This window comes from Streptococcus oralis, assembly GCF_026782085.1.
GTDB lineage: Bacteria > Bacillota > Bacilli > Lactobacillales > Streptococcaceae > Streptococcus > Streptococcus oralis_DA.
In genome coordinates, this window is the sequence record NZ_JAKUVW010000004.1 from 392,584 (window position 1) to 410,297 (window position 17,714).

Genomic DNA, 17,714 nt, shown 5'->3' on the forward strand with positions numbered 1-17,714 from the left:
GTTTAGTTGGTAATTCGCCCCTATTTGTGATAGAATATTGAAAAAGATATTTCTTTTGAGAAAGGAAAAAGATGAGCAACATTTCAACTGATTTGCAAGATGTCGAAAAAATCATCGTGCTGGACTATGGTAGCCAATACAACCAGCTGATTTCACGCCGTATTCGTGAAATTGGTGTTTTTTCAGAGCTAAAAAGTCACAAAATCTCAGCTGCAGAGGTTCGTGCCATTAACCCTGTAGGGATCATCCTCTCTGGTGGACCAAACTCTGTATACGAAGATGGTTCATTTGATATTGATCCAGAAATTTTTGAACTTGGCATTCCAATTTTGGGAATCTGCTATGGTATGCAACTTTTAACTCATAAACTTGGAGGAAAAGTTGTTCCTGCAGGTGATGCTGGTAACCGCGAGTATGGCCAATCACCACTTACTCATACCACTTCTGCCCTCTTTGAAGGGACTCCTGAAGAACAGATTGTTTTGATGAGCCATGGTGATGCTGTAACAGAAATTCCAGCTGATTTTGTTCGTACTGGAACTTCTGCTGACTGTCCTTATGCAGCTATTGAAAACCCAGAAAAGCACATCTATGGTATCCAATTCCACCCAGAAGTTCGCCATTCTGTATACGGGAATGATATCCTTCGCAACTTTGCCCTTAACATCTGTAAGGCTAAAGGCGACTGGTCAATGGACAACTTTATCGATATGCAGATCAAGAAAATCCGTGAAACTGTAGGTGACAAGCGTGTTCTTCTCGGCCTATCAGGTGGTGTTGACTCTTCTGTTGTTGGAGTTCTTCTTCAAAAAGCGATCGGTGATCAATTAATCTGTATCTTTGTAGACCACGGTCTTCTCCGTAAGGGAGAGGCTGACCAAGTTATGGACATGCTTGGTGGTAAGTTTGGTTTGAATATCGTCAAAGCAGACGCTGCAAAACGCTTCCTTGATAAACTTGCAGGTGTATCTGATCCTGAACAAAAACGGAAGATTATTGGTAACGAGTTTGTTTATGTCTTTGATGACGAAGCAAGCAAGCTCAAAGATGTGAAATTCCTTGCTCAGGGGACGCTTTACACTGACGTGATTGAGTCTGGTACTGACACAGCTCAAACCATCAAATCACACCACAACGTTGGTGGTCTTCCAGAAGATATGCAGTTTGAATTGATTGAACCATTGAACACTCTTTACAAGGACGAAGTTCGTGCCCTTGGTACAGAGCTTGGTATGCCAGATCACATCGTATGGCGCCAACCATTCCCAGGACCAGGACTTGCTATCCGTGTCATGGGCGAAATCACTGAAGAAAAACTAGAAACTGTCCGTGAGTCTGATGCTATCCTTCGTGAAGAAATCGCTAAAGCTGGTCTTGACCGCGATATCTGGCAATACTTCACTGTCAACACAGGCGTTCGTTCAGTAGGTGTTATGGGTGACGGTCGTACATATGACTACACCATTGCCATTCGCGCTATCACTTCTATCGATGGTATGACAGCTGACTTTGCCAAAATTCCTTGGGATATCCTTCAAAAGATTTCTGTACGTATCGTAAATGAAGTGGATCACGTTAACCGTATCGTCTACGATATTACAAGTAAACCACCAGCAACCGTTGAGTGGGAATGATTTATAAACATGATTTGAAGTGAAATGGTTGATTTAACAGCATTTTCAGTTGTTATAAAAGGTTAAAAATAAATCAAAATTGATTGGTTCCCCACCAAAAATCCCACCAGAAATATTCTGATGGGATTTTTTTATATTAAATTTTATTTTTCTATTATTTGATGCTTTACAAGCTTTCTTAAGACCTAGTTGGAAACATTTTTATTTGAATAAGTTTCAATATCCGCTTAAAATCAATGTTTTCCCACATTTACAGAAAACAGAATTTCATCTAATTTGAATCAATTTCAGTTGAATGATGTGAATTTTACCCTAAAAATACACGAATTGAGCTAGATTTTACCATAAAGTTCACACCATTGGTTCAATTATTTTTTGTTACGTACATTATTCTTAGATGATAGACTTCCTAATTTATTTCTTATAGCATTTGAGCAAACCTCCGTTAAAGGTTCTCCTATTGCCTCCTTGTAATTAAATCCTAATAATTGCATAGTCTTTAAAGTATCTTTATTAAGTAAAGCAACCAATTGTTTCATTGAATCTTCTTTCCCATCTTCAACATTAGTAAATGAAGATAGAAGAGAAATAACCCGTTCTAAAGTGTTGTGCAAATACTCAATATCTTTATCATCAATATGTACTTTTTCATATTCTTCTTTATATGCCTGAGCAATTCTGATTGCCTGTTCTCGTTCCGAAAGTAACTCATTTACAATTTCATCATAAGTATTTCGTAATTTATCGGCGTTACGTTCTTCCTTTAATGATTGAATTTTACTATTCACTAGTGTTGTTGTTCCCTTAAATGTTAGAGTTCCCAATTCAATCCCTGCTTTTACTAAAGCTTCTGTAATATATGGCTCCATGCTATACCTCTGTTATTTCTTTTTATAATAAAACTATTTTATCATAAATCTACATTAAACATACTATGTTTTTTAGTCTCTATCCCTTTAGGTAAAAATACCGATTTTATGGTATAATAAAGGTAACGTTATATAAGGAGGTGTGCCATGACTCTTGATGTAAATAAAGAAGAATTAACAATTTTAGGGATTCCCTTTGATAATTTTTCAGATTTCGATACCGTCTGGTATGCTATTGGATCATCAATGATTGAAAATTATGAACCTACTGTTCAAGATGTGATTGATTTAAAAACTTATGTTGTCAATAGACGAAAGGAATTGAATATTGGTTAAAAATCAATACGAAGGCTATAAGTACATTGACCCTAATCACCAATATACCTATCCAAATTCCACAGTTTTAATCAACAAACAAAATGTTACAAATATTGAAGAAGCCTACCGAAATGAACACTTATTCGTTACTAAAAGACTTGCAGACTTGCGCTTGAAAGCCATTGAAGTCTATTCCATGAGTAATATTTTAGCCATTCATAACTATTTGTTTCAAGATGTTTATGCCTGGTCAGGACAATATCGCAAGGTGAATATCTCTAAAAGTGGTAATCCTTTTATGTCGATACAGTCGTTTAATGCTGCAGAAACTTATATAAATCATCTCATTCATTCCTATCATCAAACTGCCAACTCAAAAGATGAAATCATTAAACATTTAGCAAAAATTCTTGATAATCTTAATTATTTCCATCCCTTTCGAGAAGGAAATGGACGAACTCAACGAGAAGTTATTCGTTCCTTAGCACTATTAAAAGGGTATTCTGCACAAATACGAGTGGAACAAGATGATGAAGTTTACAACCTTTATATGGACGGAACTGTCTATGGAGACTTAGGGAAGCTAGAAGAATTATTTGGTAAAATATTAAAAGAAATATAGATTGTAATACTTGATAATTACAGAAGTGAAGTAAGCATTCAATACGAATCAATACATAAGAAAAACGCTGATTTCAAGCGTTTTTTCTTTTTTCAATTTCAATACATTTCACTATATTTCAGTCCAAACTCTACCTTTTTTAGATAAATATATCATCTGGATATTGAAGTTAAGCCCTGCTATCATTTCGATGGCAGGGCTTTTTAATATTTGGTACACTAACTTCTTATCTATATTTTGGTGGATTTTAAGTTGACATCTACAAAGTTTAATGTTAGAATACATTCAAAAATATATTTGAATGAGGTATTTTATGATTCAAAATGTTGTTACTTCAATAATCCTGTATTCTGGGACAGCCGTAGACTTACTTATTATTCTAATGTTATTTTTTGCCAAAAGAAAAAGCAGAAAAGACATCATTAACATCTATTTAGGACAGTTTCTAGGCTCTGTTAGTCTAATACTGCTAAGTTTACTTTTTGCATTTGTCTTAAATTATATTCCTAGTAAAGAGATTTTAGGCTTGCTCGGTTTGATTCCAATTTTCCTAGGACTCAAAGTTTTGCTTTTAGGAGATTCTGATGGAGAAGCTATTGCAAAAGATGGTTTGCGCAAAGATAATAAAAACCTGATTTTTCTAGTCGCTATGATTACTTTTGCAAGTTGTGGTGCTGACAATATTGGTGTTTTTGTCCCATATTTTATTACCTTAAATTTAGCGAATTTGATAGTGGCTTTACTTACCTTTCTAGTCATGATTTATCTCTTGGTTTTTTCTGCCCAAAAATTGGCACAAGTCCCTTCTGTTGGAGAAACTTTGGAAAAATATAGCAGATGGTTTATTACCGTTGTTTATTTAGGATTGGGGATGTATATCCTGATTGAAAACAACAGCTTTGACATGCTAAGGACTGTGTTCGGCTAGGAGAAAAAAATATGAAAAAAGATAGTATATGCCAGGTGAATATTATAAATCAACAAAATGTTACAACCGCAACGAACTACCTTGAAAAGGAAAAAGTCCAAAAATCACTTCGTATTTTATCAAAGTTTACCGATAATAAACAGATAAATATCATCTTTTATCTCCTTGCTGTTGAAGAACTCTGTGTCTGTGATATAGCCTTTTTACTAGATCTCAGTATGGCATCTGCATCCCACCATCTTCGTAAACTAGCCAATCAAAACATTTTGGATACTAGAAGAGAGGGGAAAATTATATATTATTTTATAAAAGATGAGGAAATCAGAGATTTTTTTAATCAACTAGGATAACAACTATTTTTACTACTTTACCATTCACTCTACCTTTTATTATGTAGCATTCTAAAAACATTGATGTACCAACGTTTCTAACAGCTAAAATAGAAATTATTTAATCTTTTTATAGAAGTGAAGTGATTAGATATATTAAAAGCCTATGAAATCAGCATTTCAAAGGCTTTTTTCTTTTAATTTTAGCAAAACAACTGAATTTTAACTGATTATATCACTTTAGGAGAGCAATAACAGATATAATGGTAGCAATAATGGAGACTATCGTAGCAACGATAGAACTTATGGTATTTGCCTTTGTGTAATTTATCTCTGTAAGCATATTCAAATAGGAATAATTTTCTTTAATTACATTTCGATAATATGACAGATTTTTATGAAATAAATTTTCTAGTTGAACTTCGTCATTTGATACAAATATAGTCCAAGAATCTTCAAAGTCTTTTTTAAAATTAGAAATATCTATTCTGTTTTCTGACTCCGATAGGCTTTGTATCTTTTTCAAAAGGTTTAAAAAATTTTTATTAAACATTATGTTCTTTCTTCCTGATACATATTTCGAAAAATCTCTTTCAAAAATGTGAAGTTCTCGCTCTCCAAATAATAAGTAATAGAGCTCGTTCCCATATTGCGATATAGACCCTAAAATACTAAATCCAGGAATGAAATTATTTCCTGAGTATAGAACATAATTGCTATCATTAAAACTATTTGAAATATAGTAATTACCTTTCTTATTATATAGACTATAACTAATATCCCCGAAGTATATTTTATCTATATCAACTTTTTCTTTTCGAAAAGCAACTGCTAGATTAATTAATTTGTTCATTTTCCCATTTTCGCTATATAAAAACGTAGTTATGTAATGTTGATATATCAAAGAAGGAAGTTCATTTGTCATCTGATCAATAGCTAGATAATTAAGTTTATCGTCCTTATCATCCAGAATATACCAATTAATGTAATCTTTTTTACTCAAGTTATTGATATTATCAGAAATAAATAATTGAAGATTAGACTCTGTCAATACTTGTTTAAAATGAAATCTATATTGAAAAATAGCATAATAATTATTTACCGTCGCCCAACTTATTTCAATATTGCTGAAAAATTTATCTCCAATTATCTCAATTTCAGCAAAAATTCCGACTCCATGCCTTAAATATTCTAAATGGACATAGTCGTATTTTTTAAATATAGTAGGTTTTTTATAATAATTTTTCACTTTAAATTTCGACTTTGGCAACGAATATAAACGCTTCGTTAATTTATTAACACCCTCATTTGAAAGTGTATCTAAAATAATAAACTCGCCAATTGAGAATTCATCAAAATAGTCTGTCCGTGTCCTCCATTCGGGATGTTTTTCTTCAATGCACTTTTTATGAAATTCTAATCCTTCCTGCTCATGTCTTTGATAATAAGATTGATATTCTTCTGTTGCAACTATTTTTAAATAATAATCAAAAAACTTCTTAGCTTGTCTATTTATCATACCTACACCTAATTGATACTTTATATCACTATCATATCATTTTTTTAATGAAACTGAATCAATAACCACAACTATTACTCATTTTATGATTTTAGCTAAATCTATCATGGCTTGTTCAATTTTATGTTTTCCTTTTTGCATGACATGAAGATAGATTTTTTCTATATCTCTACTATCTTCTGAATGTCCTACAAACTCTCTAATAACGTTTAGGCTTACAATCTTATCAGCCATGACTGAAACAAAACTATGTCGGAACATATGGGGAACTATGTGAACAGGTCTATCAAAATCGACTAGATCGTCAATATCCTTATAGGATTTTCTACTTTTCTTATTATACTTAGCGGACTGACTAGTTCCACCTCTTAAGAACATTGAAATTTCTATATGATACAATGCTCTGCCCTGTTTGTTATTTATAGAAGTAAAATAGGGATTCACTACACGTCACTAGACGGTATAGACCTTGATTCAAAGCGATTTCTGAAATTCTAAATTTCACTACATTGCAATATAAATCAACCGAATCACTACCTTATTTGAAATAAAAATGATGATTCGGATTTTTAAAGGAAGAGGGACTGAAATACACCCCAAAAGTTAGTTTTTTCTGTCTAACTTTTGGGGTGCAGTTTGCTTGGTCCCAGTATGTTTATTTCATTTTGGATAACTTCATCAATAAACTTAAGCGTTCATCATTTTTGAGCTCTGATAACAAGCAAATCAACCGCTCATATCCAAGTTGTTTCTTCTGCTTGATTAATGAATTCATCACAGCCACCAAATCTTCTGGCGTAAAATTCCTTAAGTAAAGTGTAATATAACTTCCACTATTAGAAAATAGGCTAACATGAATTGCATTATGTTCTTTTTGTCTAATTTTCATTCCTCCTGTAGACTCCCTGATATGGAACTCATACACTGTCTTTTTGGGGTAGCAATCAAATGAGTTTTCGAATTCTCTGCGATTTTTATAGAGAATATAGTTAATGAGTGAATAATATTTTAGAAACATAGTGGTTTCCTCCGTAAGTATTATTATAATTTTAGTATGCCATAAATTCCAAAATAAAAAAAAATAATTAAGAAAAAACGATACATAAGTTGTTTCTCTTATTAATTTTTTTTGTAGTTTTTCCTCTTTCTCTCATCCCTCAATTTTTTTGCGATTCTGATTTTTCTGTGTGTTTAGCGTTGACAGGAACGTATGTGTAAGTCACGCTAAACACTCAGTACTAGGTAAAAGTGAATAACGTAAAAAAATCTTATCCTAATTTTTTTATTTTAAAATTTATGGCATACTAATAATATCTAGATAATTGATTGAGTAGAGACGTAACTAATATAGCTACGTTTTTTATGTTTGAAAGGAGGTAGCTATCGTGGAAACAGTAGGTTTAAGCTGGGTTAGGCAAGAACCAGTTTTGTATTTCATTAACTAAAAAAAAATAAATGTATAGATAATAAAAGAGATGTCAATAGCATTTTAAAAAAAATTTTGATCGTAACAAAGTAAAGAATAAAAGTAAAAAACGAAAGTAAATAACAGGAACCAATTTTTGTATTTCATTTACTAATAAAAAATAAATGTATAGATAACAAAAGAAATGTCAATGGCAGTTAAAAAAATTTTTTGATCATAACAAAGTAAAAAATCAAAGTATAAAAACTAAAGTAAATAACAGGAACCAATTTTTGTATTTCATTTACCAATAAAAAATAAATGTATAGATAATAAAAATAATGTCAACAGCAGTTTAAAAAAATTTTTTGATCATAACAAAGTAAAAAATCAAAGTATAAAAACTAAAGTAAATAACAAAAGTCTAAAAATCAAATACAAAAACTAGCTTAGCTCAGTCGCTAAATTCAGAGCATTTAAACCTGAAAAAGACTAACAAGAAAAAACAACAGATCTTTATCTGCAAGATGGAACTCTACATCTTATTTGAATTGAGTCAACTTGTCATGTTGTAAAATGACTTGGTTATCTTCTTAGCCATCAATTAAGAAGCGCCCTCAGCAAAGGGAAGATACTACATCAGTGAATATAAGCTTAAGTCACTGCACTACTTCAACTTGAATTAAAAAAGACCTTAAGAATTTTCTTAAGACCTTCTTTAAAAGCACATTATCTACTATAGAAAGGAAAGAACTATGGCAAAGAAGAAACGTAGTCGTGCTGATCGACGAAAAGCTAAAGAGAAAGCTAAGAAACAACAGATGGATTCTCTAACAACTTTCGAAGGCCGTAAACAATTCGTCCAATCAAAAGGACTAACTAATCTAGTCACGCGCTTTAAAAAAGGAAAGGGTATCAAGCGAAATGAATCTAAAAAAACGGGAGAAGACATTCATTTAATCCATACAGACCGAACTCTTCATAACTACGCTGGTTCCTGGAGCAGATTCGCTTCCTTTGTTGCCTCAATAACTACTGCCGAAGAGTTAGAAGCTCTTGATAAATCTAACGATATTGAGGGATGGATTGACTTAGTAAATCAATACTTAGAACGTTGTAAGAAATTAGGACTTTCTGCTCCAACCCAGTCAACCTATAAAGCAGCATTAGCCAAAGTCTTAGGTGTATCTTCTACTGCTTTTGTTGCAACAGATATTCGATATCGAGCCGCCAAAAAGAATAATCGTTTGAAGTCTAATGACGACAGGATGTCTGAAGAAACAAATAATCGCTGGTTTTCAATTGTATCGGCCACTGGGCTACGTAAAAACGAATTAAAAGCTATTACAGGTGATTCTCTACATCAACGTGAAGATGGTCGATACTATCTTAAAATTATTGGTAAAAAGCATAAATCCAAAGGAGCACGAGACCGATGGGTTCCGATTATTACACGAGACAAAGAAGAATTAGAGAGGCTTGTTGAAGAATTTAAACTAGCTGGTAAAAAGCGTGTGTTTCAAGTTCCATCTGCTTTAAAACCTCATAAATATCGTGCTGAATATGCAAAACGTCTTTATCTTCTTGTCGCCCGAGATCCTAAAGACATCAAGGATAAAAAGGAAAAAATTTATCTAAGAGGGGAATTAAAAGGCGTTGTCCTTGATAGGAAGGCTTGTTTAATTGTATCGCGTGCTCTCGGACACAATCGACCTGAAGAGTTTCAAAAATCCTATGCATATAAGTTAATCGCACAAGCAAACTAAATAACTTTTCCCAAACATTATAATATCTCTCATTAAAATAAAAAATTCAACTCAATAAAAATCGTACTGAAATTATTGAACTTTTTCTCAGCATATTAAGTCTAAATGAAAAATAAAAAATAAAAAAACATCAAAAACTAAAAAAATTTTATAAAAATTTTTTTGTAGGAAAGAACCTACTTTTTTTCAAAACCTTGTCACTACGCGTTTTTTAAAGCACTCAAAACTGAGTGTTTTTTTTATTTTTAAAAATTTTTTTCATTTTTTAATTTGTTTTTACTAAAAATAGGCGTTTTTTGAAAGATTTGTGGCATACTAACTAATGTAAAAAAATAAGGAGGTAAATAAATGGAAACTTAATAAAATAAACTAACCTTTAGAAAAAGATGTTGATCTTAGCCCAAACAACATACTTTATCAAAATACTATGTGAAAGGAACTTAATAGAATGGCCAGAAGAAAATTAACACCGGAAGAAAAGCAAAGACGTTTAGAAGAAAAAATCAATAATGAAAATAGTATATTAGAGGTTTTCTCATCAAAGTCTTGTTTTGCTGGAATAGATAAATGTAAAGTATCCCTACAGGATTTTTCTGTAGAGCGTGTAGAAATTAAGAATTTAAAGCAGGATAGTTCATGTAATCTAAAAACCTCTATAGATGGAGAGTTACTTGGTTTAGATATTAAATCAGAATTTTTTGGGAATATCACTATTTCTTTTGATACATCAGATTTTAAAACACCCTACTGTTACATTGAATTAATTCACGGAGGTTTAAATTTCGAAACTGTTGGTATTGAGGGGATTAAAAAAAGATTAGCAAACGCAATCGATTTTATTAAAAATAATTACGGTGTTATCATTACATACTCGACTGCCCTCTTTCTCGAAATTGAGCTCGCTTATACTATTGCCTTTGATAAAACTCCAAACCTACAGCTCAGAAGTTTTCTACACAAATGTCTTTCATCAGGATACCCTCCAAATTTTGGAAATGAAAAAAGTAAAAAGAACAACTATGACTATCCAATTTTGAGTTGTAAGATTAGTAATGAAGAATTAACTGTTACTTACGATAAAATTGAAAAAGCAAAAAGAAAAAGACAAATCAGAAGAAATGGTTCAAAACTAGATAATATTAATGTCCAAAGATTTGAACTAGTATTAAAGAAAAATAAAATAGAAAAATTTTTGGGAACCAATTCCTTAGATTTACTGAATGATGCACAATTGATAGAATATTTGGAATCAAAACTGCATTCAACAATAAACGTGTACATAAAGTTAATTGAAGAATCAAGTAATGAAACTAAAAGAGTACTTGAAGATGTGTATAGAAAATACGGTCCCCAAAGATATATTAAAGAATTTTTAATTCAAGTAAATAACTACTCTCTTAACAAATTGTCCCCTTTGGTGTTAGATGAAGAAATTTTAGCATTAATAAATATTGGTTTTAGCAAAAATAAAGGTAGAACCAAAAGAGCAATAATAGAATATTTTCAAAATAGTGAAAAATATTATTCTAAAAAAAACGAGACTGGATTAATGATTACTTGGCACGTTCGAGATATATTTAAACTATTTTATAAATCACTAGATATTGCTAGAGAAAAAGGGTTAGGATGTCATAAGGATACTACATCGACTCATACATATAAACACATTTTAAAAGATTATCCATTAGGTTATAGGAATAATATTTTCGACGAAATTATAAAATCTAATACTCGAAATCAAAAAAATAAAATTAGAAATCATGTTTTAAAAGAATTCCCTGATAAATATTTAGATATCAATAAAAATAATAAAAAGAATAAAAAAATAAAGCAAATTAAATAATAACTTTTTTATATTTATGGTTGTATACCTTGATACAACAACGAACATATATTTATATGTAAACAGTTTGAGTTTAATATTTGAGAAAGGAAATAGATATGTGCAAATTTTTTAGAACAAAAAAAGAGCTTGTTTCCAAACTTTGGTCGGTGTCAGAAACAAACTCAAAATATACTAGTAATAATATCTATTACCTACTACTATTATCGCAATAAAATTTAGAAATTTCAAGAGGATTATTAATTATGAAACAAACAATGAACAAAGAAGATTTAATTAAAATGGGTTACAATCCCTATACTGCCATTTCAATTATTAGACAAGCTAAGCAAATTATGGTACAAAAGGGATATGCCTTTTATAATAATCGACGTTTAGGGCATGTTCCTATCGTTGCTGTTGAAGAAATTCTGGGTGTTTCACTTCATAAGGAGTAAAAATGCCACAAAATCAACAGAGAACTAAATTTCCTGGAGTCTATACTGACAAAGACGGAAAATATTTTATTCAAACCGAATTTGGTAGAGATAGAGTAACCGGGAAACGTGTACGAAAGAAATCAAGGGTAGATCAACACGGAAATCCATTTAACTCGGCAGCAGATGCAAATAAGGAATTAACCCGACTGAAGCATGAATATCATCAAGCTCAAGGTTATTCTAACTACCGTATGAAATATAGGCAATTTATGGAAGAACATTATATTCCATATTACAGAACAACAGTTGAGCATAGCACATTTTCAGTTAGAGAGAAAAATCTTTTACAGCTTTGTGAGCGTTTTGGTGACACCACACTCCGTTCTATAACACTTGAACAAGTCCAGATGTTTCGTACATGGTTACTGACTAGTCAAGATGAGGGTGGTGCCGGGTATTCGCAAGGATATTCTAGCCTCATCTTTGGCATGTTTAGGAAATCATTAGACTATGCTTTGCAAATGGGATATGTGGAAAAAAATATTTCTAAGCAATCTAATGCCATTCCTAAAGGGAAAAGTAATATCCCATATTGGACAAAAAGCGAATTTGAAGCTGTTATTTCGCAAATTTACATTGAAGATGTATATGAACATTTAAACTTCGTGATGATTTGGGTATATTTCATGACTGGCGTACGTGTAAATGAAGGCTGTGCCCTTCAATGGAATGATGTTGACTTTGATAAGCAACGCCTACGAGTTCATCATATGCTTATTGTTAAAAACAAAAAAGAATGGACTCGTAATTCCTACACAAAAACCAATGACGGGAAAAGGATGATTAGTTTAGATAAAGATACAATTGATGTGTTAAAAAAATGGCGTGAAGCTCAAAAAAAGATTGGACTAGGACACGAGAACGATTTTATCTTTTCATACGATGGCTTACCTATGCTGAAGTCTACAATCTCAAGGATTATTAAAAGGTACGCCAAGATTGCTCACGTAAAACCTATCCAAGCAAAGGGTCTCCGCCACAGCCATGCCTCACTGTTAATTAATGAATTAAATGTTTCTGTACTTATTCTATCAAAACGTTTAGGACACTCTTCTCCTGAAATCACCTTGAAACACTACTCACATCTATGGGATGGTGCTGATGAAGTTATCACTAATGAAATGGTAGGAATTATTAATGTTTCTTTTCCATCTTCTAGCTTAGTACATTTCAACGGGAACCAATCAATTTTAAAATAACATTCCCACCAAAAACCCCACCAAAGAATTACTAACTCCTTAAAAAGCCTATTATATAGCGATTCTCAAGGAGTCTGCAACCGTTGAGTGGGAATAAACCAATCAAACACAAAAGAACTCTGAATCGAATTCAGAGTTCTTTTTATTAATAAGGAAAGCACTTCTGCTTTCCTTTTTTATTTGCGTTTCTTCTTCGCTTTTTTCATTTTGTTGGCCATGCGTTTCATAGACTGTTTCATGGCAAATTCACCGATTTTACCTTTGAGTCCGCCACCAAACATCTGGCTCATATCTGGCATGCCTGCTCCTCCGAGACCTGACATATCCGGCATTCCACCTTGTCCCATCATGCCTTCAAGGGCAGACATATCCATCCCTCCCATATTTGGCATATTTTTTGGAAGGTTATTTGGATTGATTCCCATTTGCTTCATCATCTTGTTCATATCGCCAGACATGACACCTTGCATGAGCTGTTTGGCCTGATTAAAGTCCTTGATAAATTTATTGACTTCGACAAAGGTATTTCCAGAACCAGCAGCTATACGACGGCGACGACTTGGATTTAACAAATCGGGATTTTCACGCTCTTCGGGTGTCATGGAAGATACAATGGCACGTTTACGCGCAATCTGACGCTCGTCCACCTTCATGTTTTGAAGGGCTGGATTGTTGGCCATACCTGGAATCATCTTGAGCAAGTCTTCCATTGGTCCCATATTTTGCACCTGATCCAATTGATCAATGAAATCATTGAAATCAAAGGTGTTTTCGCGCATCTTCTCAGCCATTTCAAGAGCTTTTTGCTCATCGTATTCTTGAGAGGCTTTCTCGATCAAGGTCAGCATATCCCCCATACCAAGGATACGGCTTGACATACGATCTGGGTGGAAGGTTTCGATATCTGTTATCTTTTCACCCGTACCAGTGAACTTGATAGGTTTTCCAGTGATGTGACGAACAGACAAAGCTGCACCACCACGAGTATCCCCATCAATCTTGGTAAGAATAACCCCAGTCACTTCTAACTGAGCATTGAATTCGCGAGCAACATTGGCCGCTTCCTGACCAATCATGGCATCAATGACGAGGAGGATTTCATTTGGTTGAGCCAGTGCTTTAACATCACGAAGCTCATTCATGAGAAGTTCATCGATTTGTAAACGCCCTGCCGTATCGATCAAGACATAGTCGTTGTGATTGGCTTGCGCTTGCTCCAAACCTTGACGGACAATCTCATCAGCTGGTACTTCTGTTCCAAGTGCAAAGACAGGAACATCGATTTGTTGTCCAAGTGTTTTCAGCTGATCGATGGCTGCTGGACGATAAATATCTGCCGCAATCATCAAAGGACGTGCATTTTCTTCCTTCTTGAGTTTATTAGCCAGCTTACCAGCAAAGGTCGTTTTACCAGCCCCCTGCAAACCGACCATCATGATAATGGTTGGAATTTTTGGTGACTTGATAATTTCTGCCGTATCGGAACCTAAAACAGCTGTGAGTTCCTCATCAACGATTTTGATAATCTGTTGGGCCGGATTGAGGGTATCAATGACCTCGTGTCCGACTGCACGTTCACGAACCTTCTTGATAAAGTCCTTTACAACAGGCAAAGCAACGTCGGCTTCCAGCAAAGCCAAACGAATCTCTTTGGTTGCTTCCTGGACATCAGCCTCAGATATTTTTCCTTTTTTACGTAGATTTTTAAAGACGTTCTGTAAACGTTCTGTTAAACTTTCAAATGCCATTTTTCTTCCTCTTATTCTCTATTATCAATGCTTGTTAAAATTTCTATCTGCTCCAGCAGAAAGTTATCCTTGGGATAACGCTCCAAGATCTGGTCAAAAATCTGACTGCGGACAATGTAGTCCGAATACATGTGCAATTTCATCTCATAATCTTCTAGAATCTTTTCCGTCCGCTTGATATTATCATAGACAGCCTGACGACTGACACCGAACTCTTCAGCAATCTCAGCAAGACTATAATCATCAGCATAATAGAGTTCAATATAGTTCATCTGCTTGTCTGTCAAAAGCGCCGCATAAAATTCAAAAAGGGCGTTCATACGATTGGTTTTTTCGATTTCCATAACTTTTATTATACCAAAAAAACGATTATACTGCTAGAGTAGAAGCACTTCAAATAGAATAAGAAAAAAAAGAACCTTGCAAGGCAAGATTCTTTTAGTGTCTGACTTAAATAATTGTTCTTCTGGGAACTTAATCGAATTAAGCTTCGATTTCTGTAACCATACCTGAACCAACAGTACGTCCACCCTCACGGATAGAGAATGTAGTACCTTGTTCTACGGCGATTGGGTGGATCAACTCAACGTCGATAGTCACGTTATCACCAGGCATTACCATTTCAGTACCTGCTGGAAGTTCGATTGAACCTGTAACGTCAGTAGTACGGAAGTAGAATTGTGGACGGTAGTTGTTGAAGAATGGAGTGTGACGTCCACCTTCTTCTTTAGTAAGGATGTAGACTTCACCTTTAAATTTAGTGTGTGGGTTGATTGAACCTGGTTTAGCGATAACTTGTCCACGTTCGATTTCGTCACGTTGAACACCACGAAGAAGGACACCTACGTTATCTCCGGCAAGACCTTCGTCAAGTTGTTTACGGAACATTTCAACACCAGTAACAACTGCTTTTTGAGTTTCTTCTTTGATACCAACGATTTCGATTTCGTCGTTGACACGAACAGTACCACGGTCGATACGTCCTGAAGCAACTGTACCACGTCCAGTGATTGAGAATACGTCCTCGACTGGAAGAAGCAATGGTTTTTCAGTGTCACGTTCTGGTTCTGGGATGTACTCATCAACAGTGTTCATCAATTCCATGATGATGTCTTCGTATTTAGAGTCACCTTCAAGAGCTTTAAGAGCTGAACCTTGGATAACTGGAAGATCGTCACCTGGGAAGTCGTATTCTGACAAGAGGTCACGGATTTCCATTTCAACCAATTCAAGCAATTCTTCGTCGTCTACCAAGTCAATTTTGTTCATGAAGACGATAAGGTGTTTAACACCAACCTGACGTGAAAGAAGGATGTGCTCACGAGTTTGTGGCATTGGTCCGTCAGTTGAAGCTACTACAAGGATAGCTCCGTCCATTTGAGCGGCACCAGTGATCATGTTTTTAACGTAGTCCGCGTGTCCTGGAGCGTCGATATGAGCGTAGTGACGTTTTTCAGTTTCGTACTCAACGTGCGCAGTGTTGATAGTGATACCGCGTTCGCGTTCTTCTGGAGCAGCATCGATAGACGCATAGTCTTTAGGTTGGTTAACTGCTGAAGGCAAGCGACGTGCCAATACAGTTGTGATAGCTGCAGTCAAAGTAGTTTTACCGTGGTCAACGTGTCCGATAGTACCAATGTTAACGTGTGGTTTACTACGATCGTATTTTTCTTTTGCCATTTGAGTAAAAGCCTCCAATAAAATATATTTTATAGATAGACAGTAGGCAATACAGTCTAACTTTCCTTACTATTTTATCAAATTTCTGCTAAATTGCAAGTGTTTTACACATATTTTGTCAATTAATCTAAATCTTATCAAATCCTGTTCTTCTGCTTCTTTATGGCAATATGAATTCAAACTTATTTTGTTTGAGCGATAGTCTTTTCATCAAAAAAATCAGGTTTCCCTGATTTTAATTTGATTCTGTTTTTTCCAGTTCCTTAGCTTCTTTATGAGCTTCTTTATGGTTTTCATATAATTTCGCTAGGAACTTAGTGATTTCTTTAAAAATGGAGTAAGTAGGTACTGCTACGACCATTCCTATGACACCGTAGATATTACTTGACAGTAAAAGGAGCACCAAGATCGTAATCGGATGCACTTTCATAACCCCTCCAACGATACGTGGATAGAGAACATTTCCGTCAATCTGCTGAATAATAAGCATATAAGCAACCGCAATCAACATACGATGAGGATCCGTGAACACATTGGCAATCACCATTGGAATTAAGCCAATACTTGGACCAACATAAGGAATCAAATTTGCGATTCCAGAGAAAATAGCAAAAACTAGGGCGTACTTTAATCCGATAAAGCTATAGCCAATATAGGCTAAACATCCAATAATAACCGCATCAATCGCAATTCCACTAATATAGCGTGCTATGGTTGTATTGAGATTGGTTAAAAGGCTAGAAAGATTCAATTTGTCATGTTTTAAGACGGTACGTTCCAACATTGGCAGCAACTTATGACCATCCAACAAGAAATAAATCAAGAATACAGGTGTCATAATGAGAATCAGAACTGTACTAAACAAGGCTGAAAGAACGCTTCCTAAACTGTTGCTGACGCTATTCAGGATATTCTGGAGGATATCCACATAGGAGAGATTCAGTTGTTGAATTGTTTGTTGAATATCAATATTTTGGAAGACTGGATTCATGGACAAATCGATGATCAAATCTTGTAGTCTACTATAGATGTTTTGACTAGAAATAATCAAGCTAGTCAACTGATTAATCAAAATCGGCAAGAGATAAACGACCCCTACAACGATAGCACCAATCAAGGCACAAAGAGTGACCAAGACACCTATTAGACGATTGATCTTACATCTCTTTTCTAAGAAAGTAACGACTGGATTTGTAATGTAGTAAAAAAATCCACCAAGCAAAAATGGAATCATGATGGTATTCACAACCGTTACGAAGGGAGTAATGATGGCTCCCATTTCTCGCCAAAGATAGAAAATCAGTGTTAATAATAAAATTTCAGCTGTCCAAAAAAATAATTTGTTTCTACGGAACATAGGTATCCTCCTTCTCTC

Annotated in this window: 18 protein-coding genes; 9 read left to right on the top strand and 9 right to left on the bottom strand. The window is 34.2% G+C overall.

The window, feature by feature from the left end:
• Positions 1-71 precede the first annotated feature (71 nt).
• The gene (gene guaA, locus MK395_RS04020) at positions 72-1,634 is read left to right on the top strand and encodes a glutamine-hydrolyzing GMP synthase (RefSeq protein WP_268711322.1); all 1,563 of its coding nucleotides are present in this window, start codon (positions 72-74) and stop codon (positions 1,632-1,634) included.
• Between the two features lie 368 nt (positions 1,635-2,002).
• On the opposite strand, the gene MK395_RS04025 is transcribed toward guaA, so the two are convergent.
• Positions 2,003-2,503 carry a hypothetical protein gene (locus MK395_RS04025; RefSeq protein WP_125421620.1) on the bottom strand — a complete coding sequence of 167 codons (501 nt, stop codon included), beginning with the start codon at positions 2,501-2,503 and terminating at the stop codon, positions 2,003-2,005.
• A 147-nt stretch (positions 2,504-2,650) separates the two neighbouring features.
• On the opposite strand from MK395_RS04025, the gene MK395_RS04030 reads away from it, so the two are divergent.
• Together MK395_RS04030 and MK395_RS04035 are read left to right on the top strand one after the other, a co-directional pair.
• Positions 2,651-2,839, top strand: coding sequence for a hypothetical protein (locus tag MK395_RS04030; protein ID WP_000171300.1), 189 nt, complete (start codon positions 2,651-2,653; stop codon positions 2,837-2,839).
• Positions 2,832-3,443, top strand: a complete 612-nt coding sequence (locus MK395_RS04035; protein ID WP_000240415.1) for a Fic/DOC family protein — start codon at positions 2,832-2,834, stop codon at positions 3,441-3,443. Before MK395_RS04030 ends, MK395_RS04035 begins: the two co-directional genes overlap by 8 nt.
• Before the next feature lie 111 nt (positions 3,444-3,554).
• Here the strand turns inward: MK395_RS04035 and MK395_RS04040 are convergent, their stop codons facing one another.
• The gene (locus MK395_RS04040) at positions 3,555-3,728 is read right to left on the bottom strand and encodes a FanG protein (protein ID WP_268711323.1); all 174 of its coding nucleotides are present in this window, start codon (positions 3,726-3,728) and stop codon (positions 3,555-3,557) included.
• Between the two features lie 28 nt (positions 3,729-3,756).
• On the opposite strand from MK395_RS04040, the gene MK395_RS04045 reads away from it, so the two are divergent.
• Together MK395_RS04045 and cadX are read left to right on the top strand one after the other, a co-directional pair.
• Positions 3,757-4,371, top strand: a complete 615-nt coding sequence (locus MK395_RS04045; RefSeq protein ID WP_326845689.1) for a CadD family cadmium resistance transporter — start codon at positions 3,757-3,759, stop codon at positions 4,369-4,371.
• An 11-nt stretch (positions 4,372-4,382) separates the two neighbouring features.
• Complete coding sequence (gene cadX, locus MK395_RS04050) at positions 4,383-4,721, top strand: ArsR/SmtB family transcription factor (protein WP_247953929.1); 339 nt, start codon at positions 4,383-4,385, stop codon at positions 4,719-4,721.
• A gap of 214 nt (positions 4,722-4,935) precedes the next feature.
• Here the strand turns inward: cadX and MK395_RS04055 are convergent, their stop codons facing one another.
• The 3 genes from MK395_RS04055 to MK395_RS04065 form a co-directional block, all read right to left on the bottom strand.
• Positions 4,936-6,219 (bottom strand): hypothetical protein, encoded by a 1,284-nt coding sequence (locus MK395_RS04055; RefSeq protein ID WP_268711324.1) that lies wholly within the window; start codon positions 6,217-6,219, stop codon positions 4,936-4,938.
• A 78-nt stretch (positions 6,220-6,297) separates the two neighbouring features.
• Entirely contained in the window at positions 6,298-6,663 is a 366-nt protein-coding gene (locus tag MK395_RS04060; RefSeq protein ID WP_260468629.1) for a tyrosine-type recombinase/integrase, read from the bottom strand.
• A gap of 211 nt (positions 6,664-6,874) precedes the next feature.
• Positions 6,875-7,108 carry a hypothetical protein gene (locus MK395_RS04065; RefSeq protein ID WP_268711325.1) on the bottom strand — a complete coding sequence of 78 codons (234 nt, stop codon included), beginning with the start codon at positions 7,106-7,108 and terminating at the stop codon, positions 6,875-6,877.
• A 1,271-nt stretch (positions 7,109-8,379) separates the two neighbouring features.
• On the opposite strand from MK395_RS04065, the gene MK395_RS04070 reads away from it, so the two are divergent.
• The 4 genes from MK395_RS04070 (at position 8,380) to MK395_RS04085 (ending at position 12,911) form a co-directional block, all read left to right on the top strand.
• On the top strand, positions 8,380-9,390 hold the full coding sequence (locus MK395_RS04070; RefSeq protein WP_268711326.1) for a site-specific integrase: 1,011 nt from the start codon (positions 8,380-8,382) through the stop codon (positions 9,388-9,390).
• Between the two features lie 448 nt (positions 9,391-9,838).
• On the top strand, positions 9,839-11,233 hold the full coding sequence (locus MK395_RS04075; RefSeq protein WP_268711327.1) for a hypothetical protein: 1,395 nt from the start codon (positions 9,839-9,841) through the stop codon (positions 11,231-11,233).
• A gap of 245 nt (positions 11,234-11,478) precedes the next feature.
• Positions 11,479-11,670, top strand: coding sequence for a DUF3173 domain-containing protein (locus MK395_RS04080; protein WP_061587669.1), 192 nt, complete (start codon positions 11,479-11,481; stop codon positions 11,668-11,670).
• A gap of 2 nt (positions 11,671-11,672) precedes the next feature.
• Positions 11,673-12,911, top strand: a complete 1,239-nt coding sequence (locus MK395_RS04085; protein WP_248023328.1) for a tyrosine-type recombinase/integrase — start codon at positions 11,673-11,675, stop codon at positions 12,909-12,911.
• 176 nt (positions 12,912-13,087) lie between these two features.
• Here the strand turns inward: MK395_RS04085 and ffh are convergent, their stop codons facing one another.
• The 4 genes from ffh to MK395_RS04105 form a co-directional block, all read right to left on the bottom strand.
• On the bottom strand, positions 13,088-14,659 hold the full coding sequence (gene ffh / locus MK395_RS04090; RefSeq protein WP_268711328.1) for a signal recognition particle protein: 1,572 nt from the start codon (positions 14,657-14,659) through the stop codon (positions 13,088-13,090).
• Positions 14,660-14,670: 11 nt separating this feature from the next.
• Positions 14,671-15,003 carry a putative DNA-binding protein gene (locus tag MK395_RS04095; protein WP_125388700.1) on the bottom strand — a complete coding sequence of 111 codons (333 nt, stop codon included), beginning with the start codon at positions 15,001-15,003 and terminating at the stop codon, positions 14,671-14,673.
• A gap of 139 nt (positions 15,004-15,142) precedes the next feature.
• A complete protein-coding gene (gene tuf, locus MK395_RS04100; protein ID WP_001040720.1) occupies positions 15,143-16,339 on the bottom strand; it encodes an elongation factor Tu in 1,197 nt (398 codons plus the stop codon).
• 235 nt (positions 16,340-16,574) lie between these two features.
• Positions 16,575-17,696, bottom strand: a complete 1,122-nt coding sequence (locus MK395_RS04105; protein WP_125384598.1) for an AI-2E family transporter — start codon at positions 17,694-17,696, stop codon at positions 16,575-16,577.
• Positions 17,697-17,714: the final 18 nt, after the last annotated feature.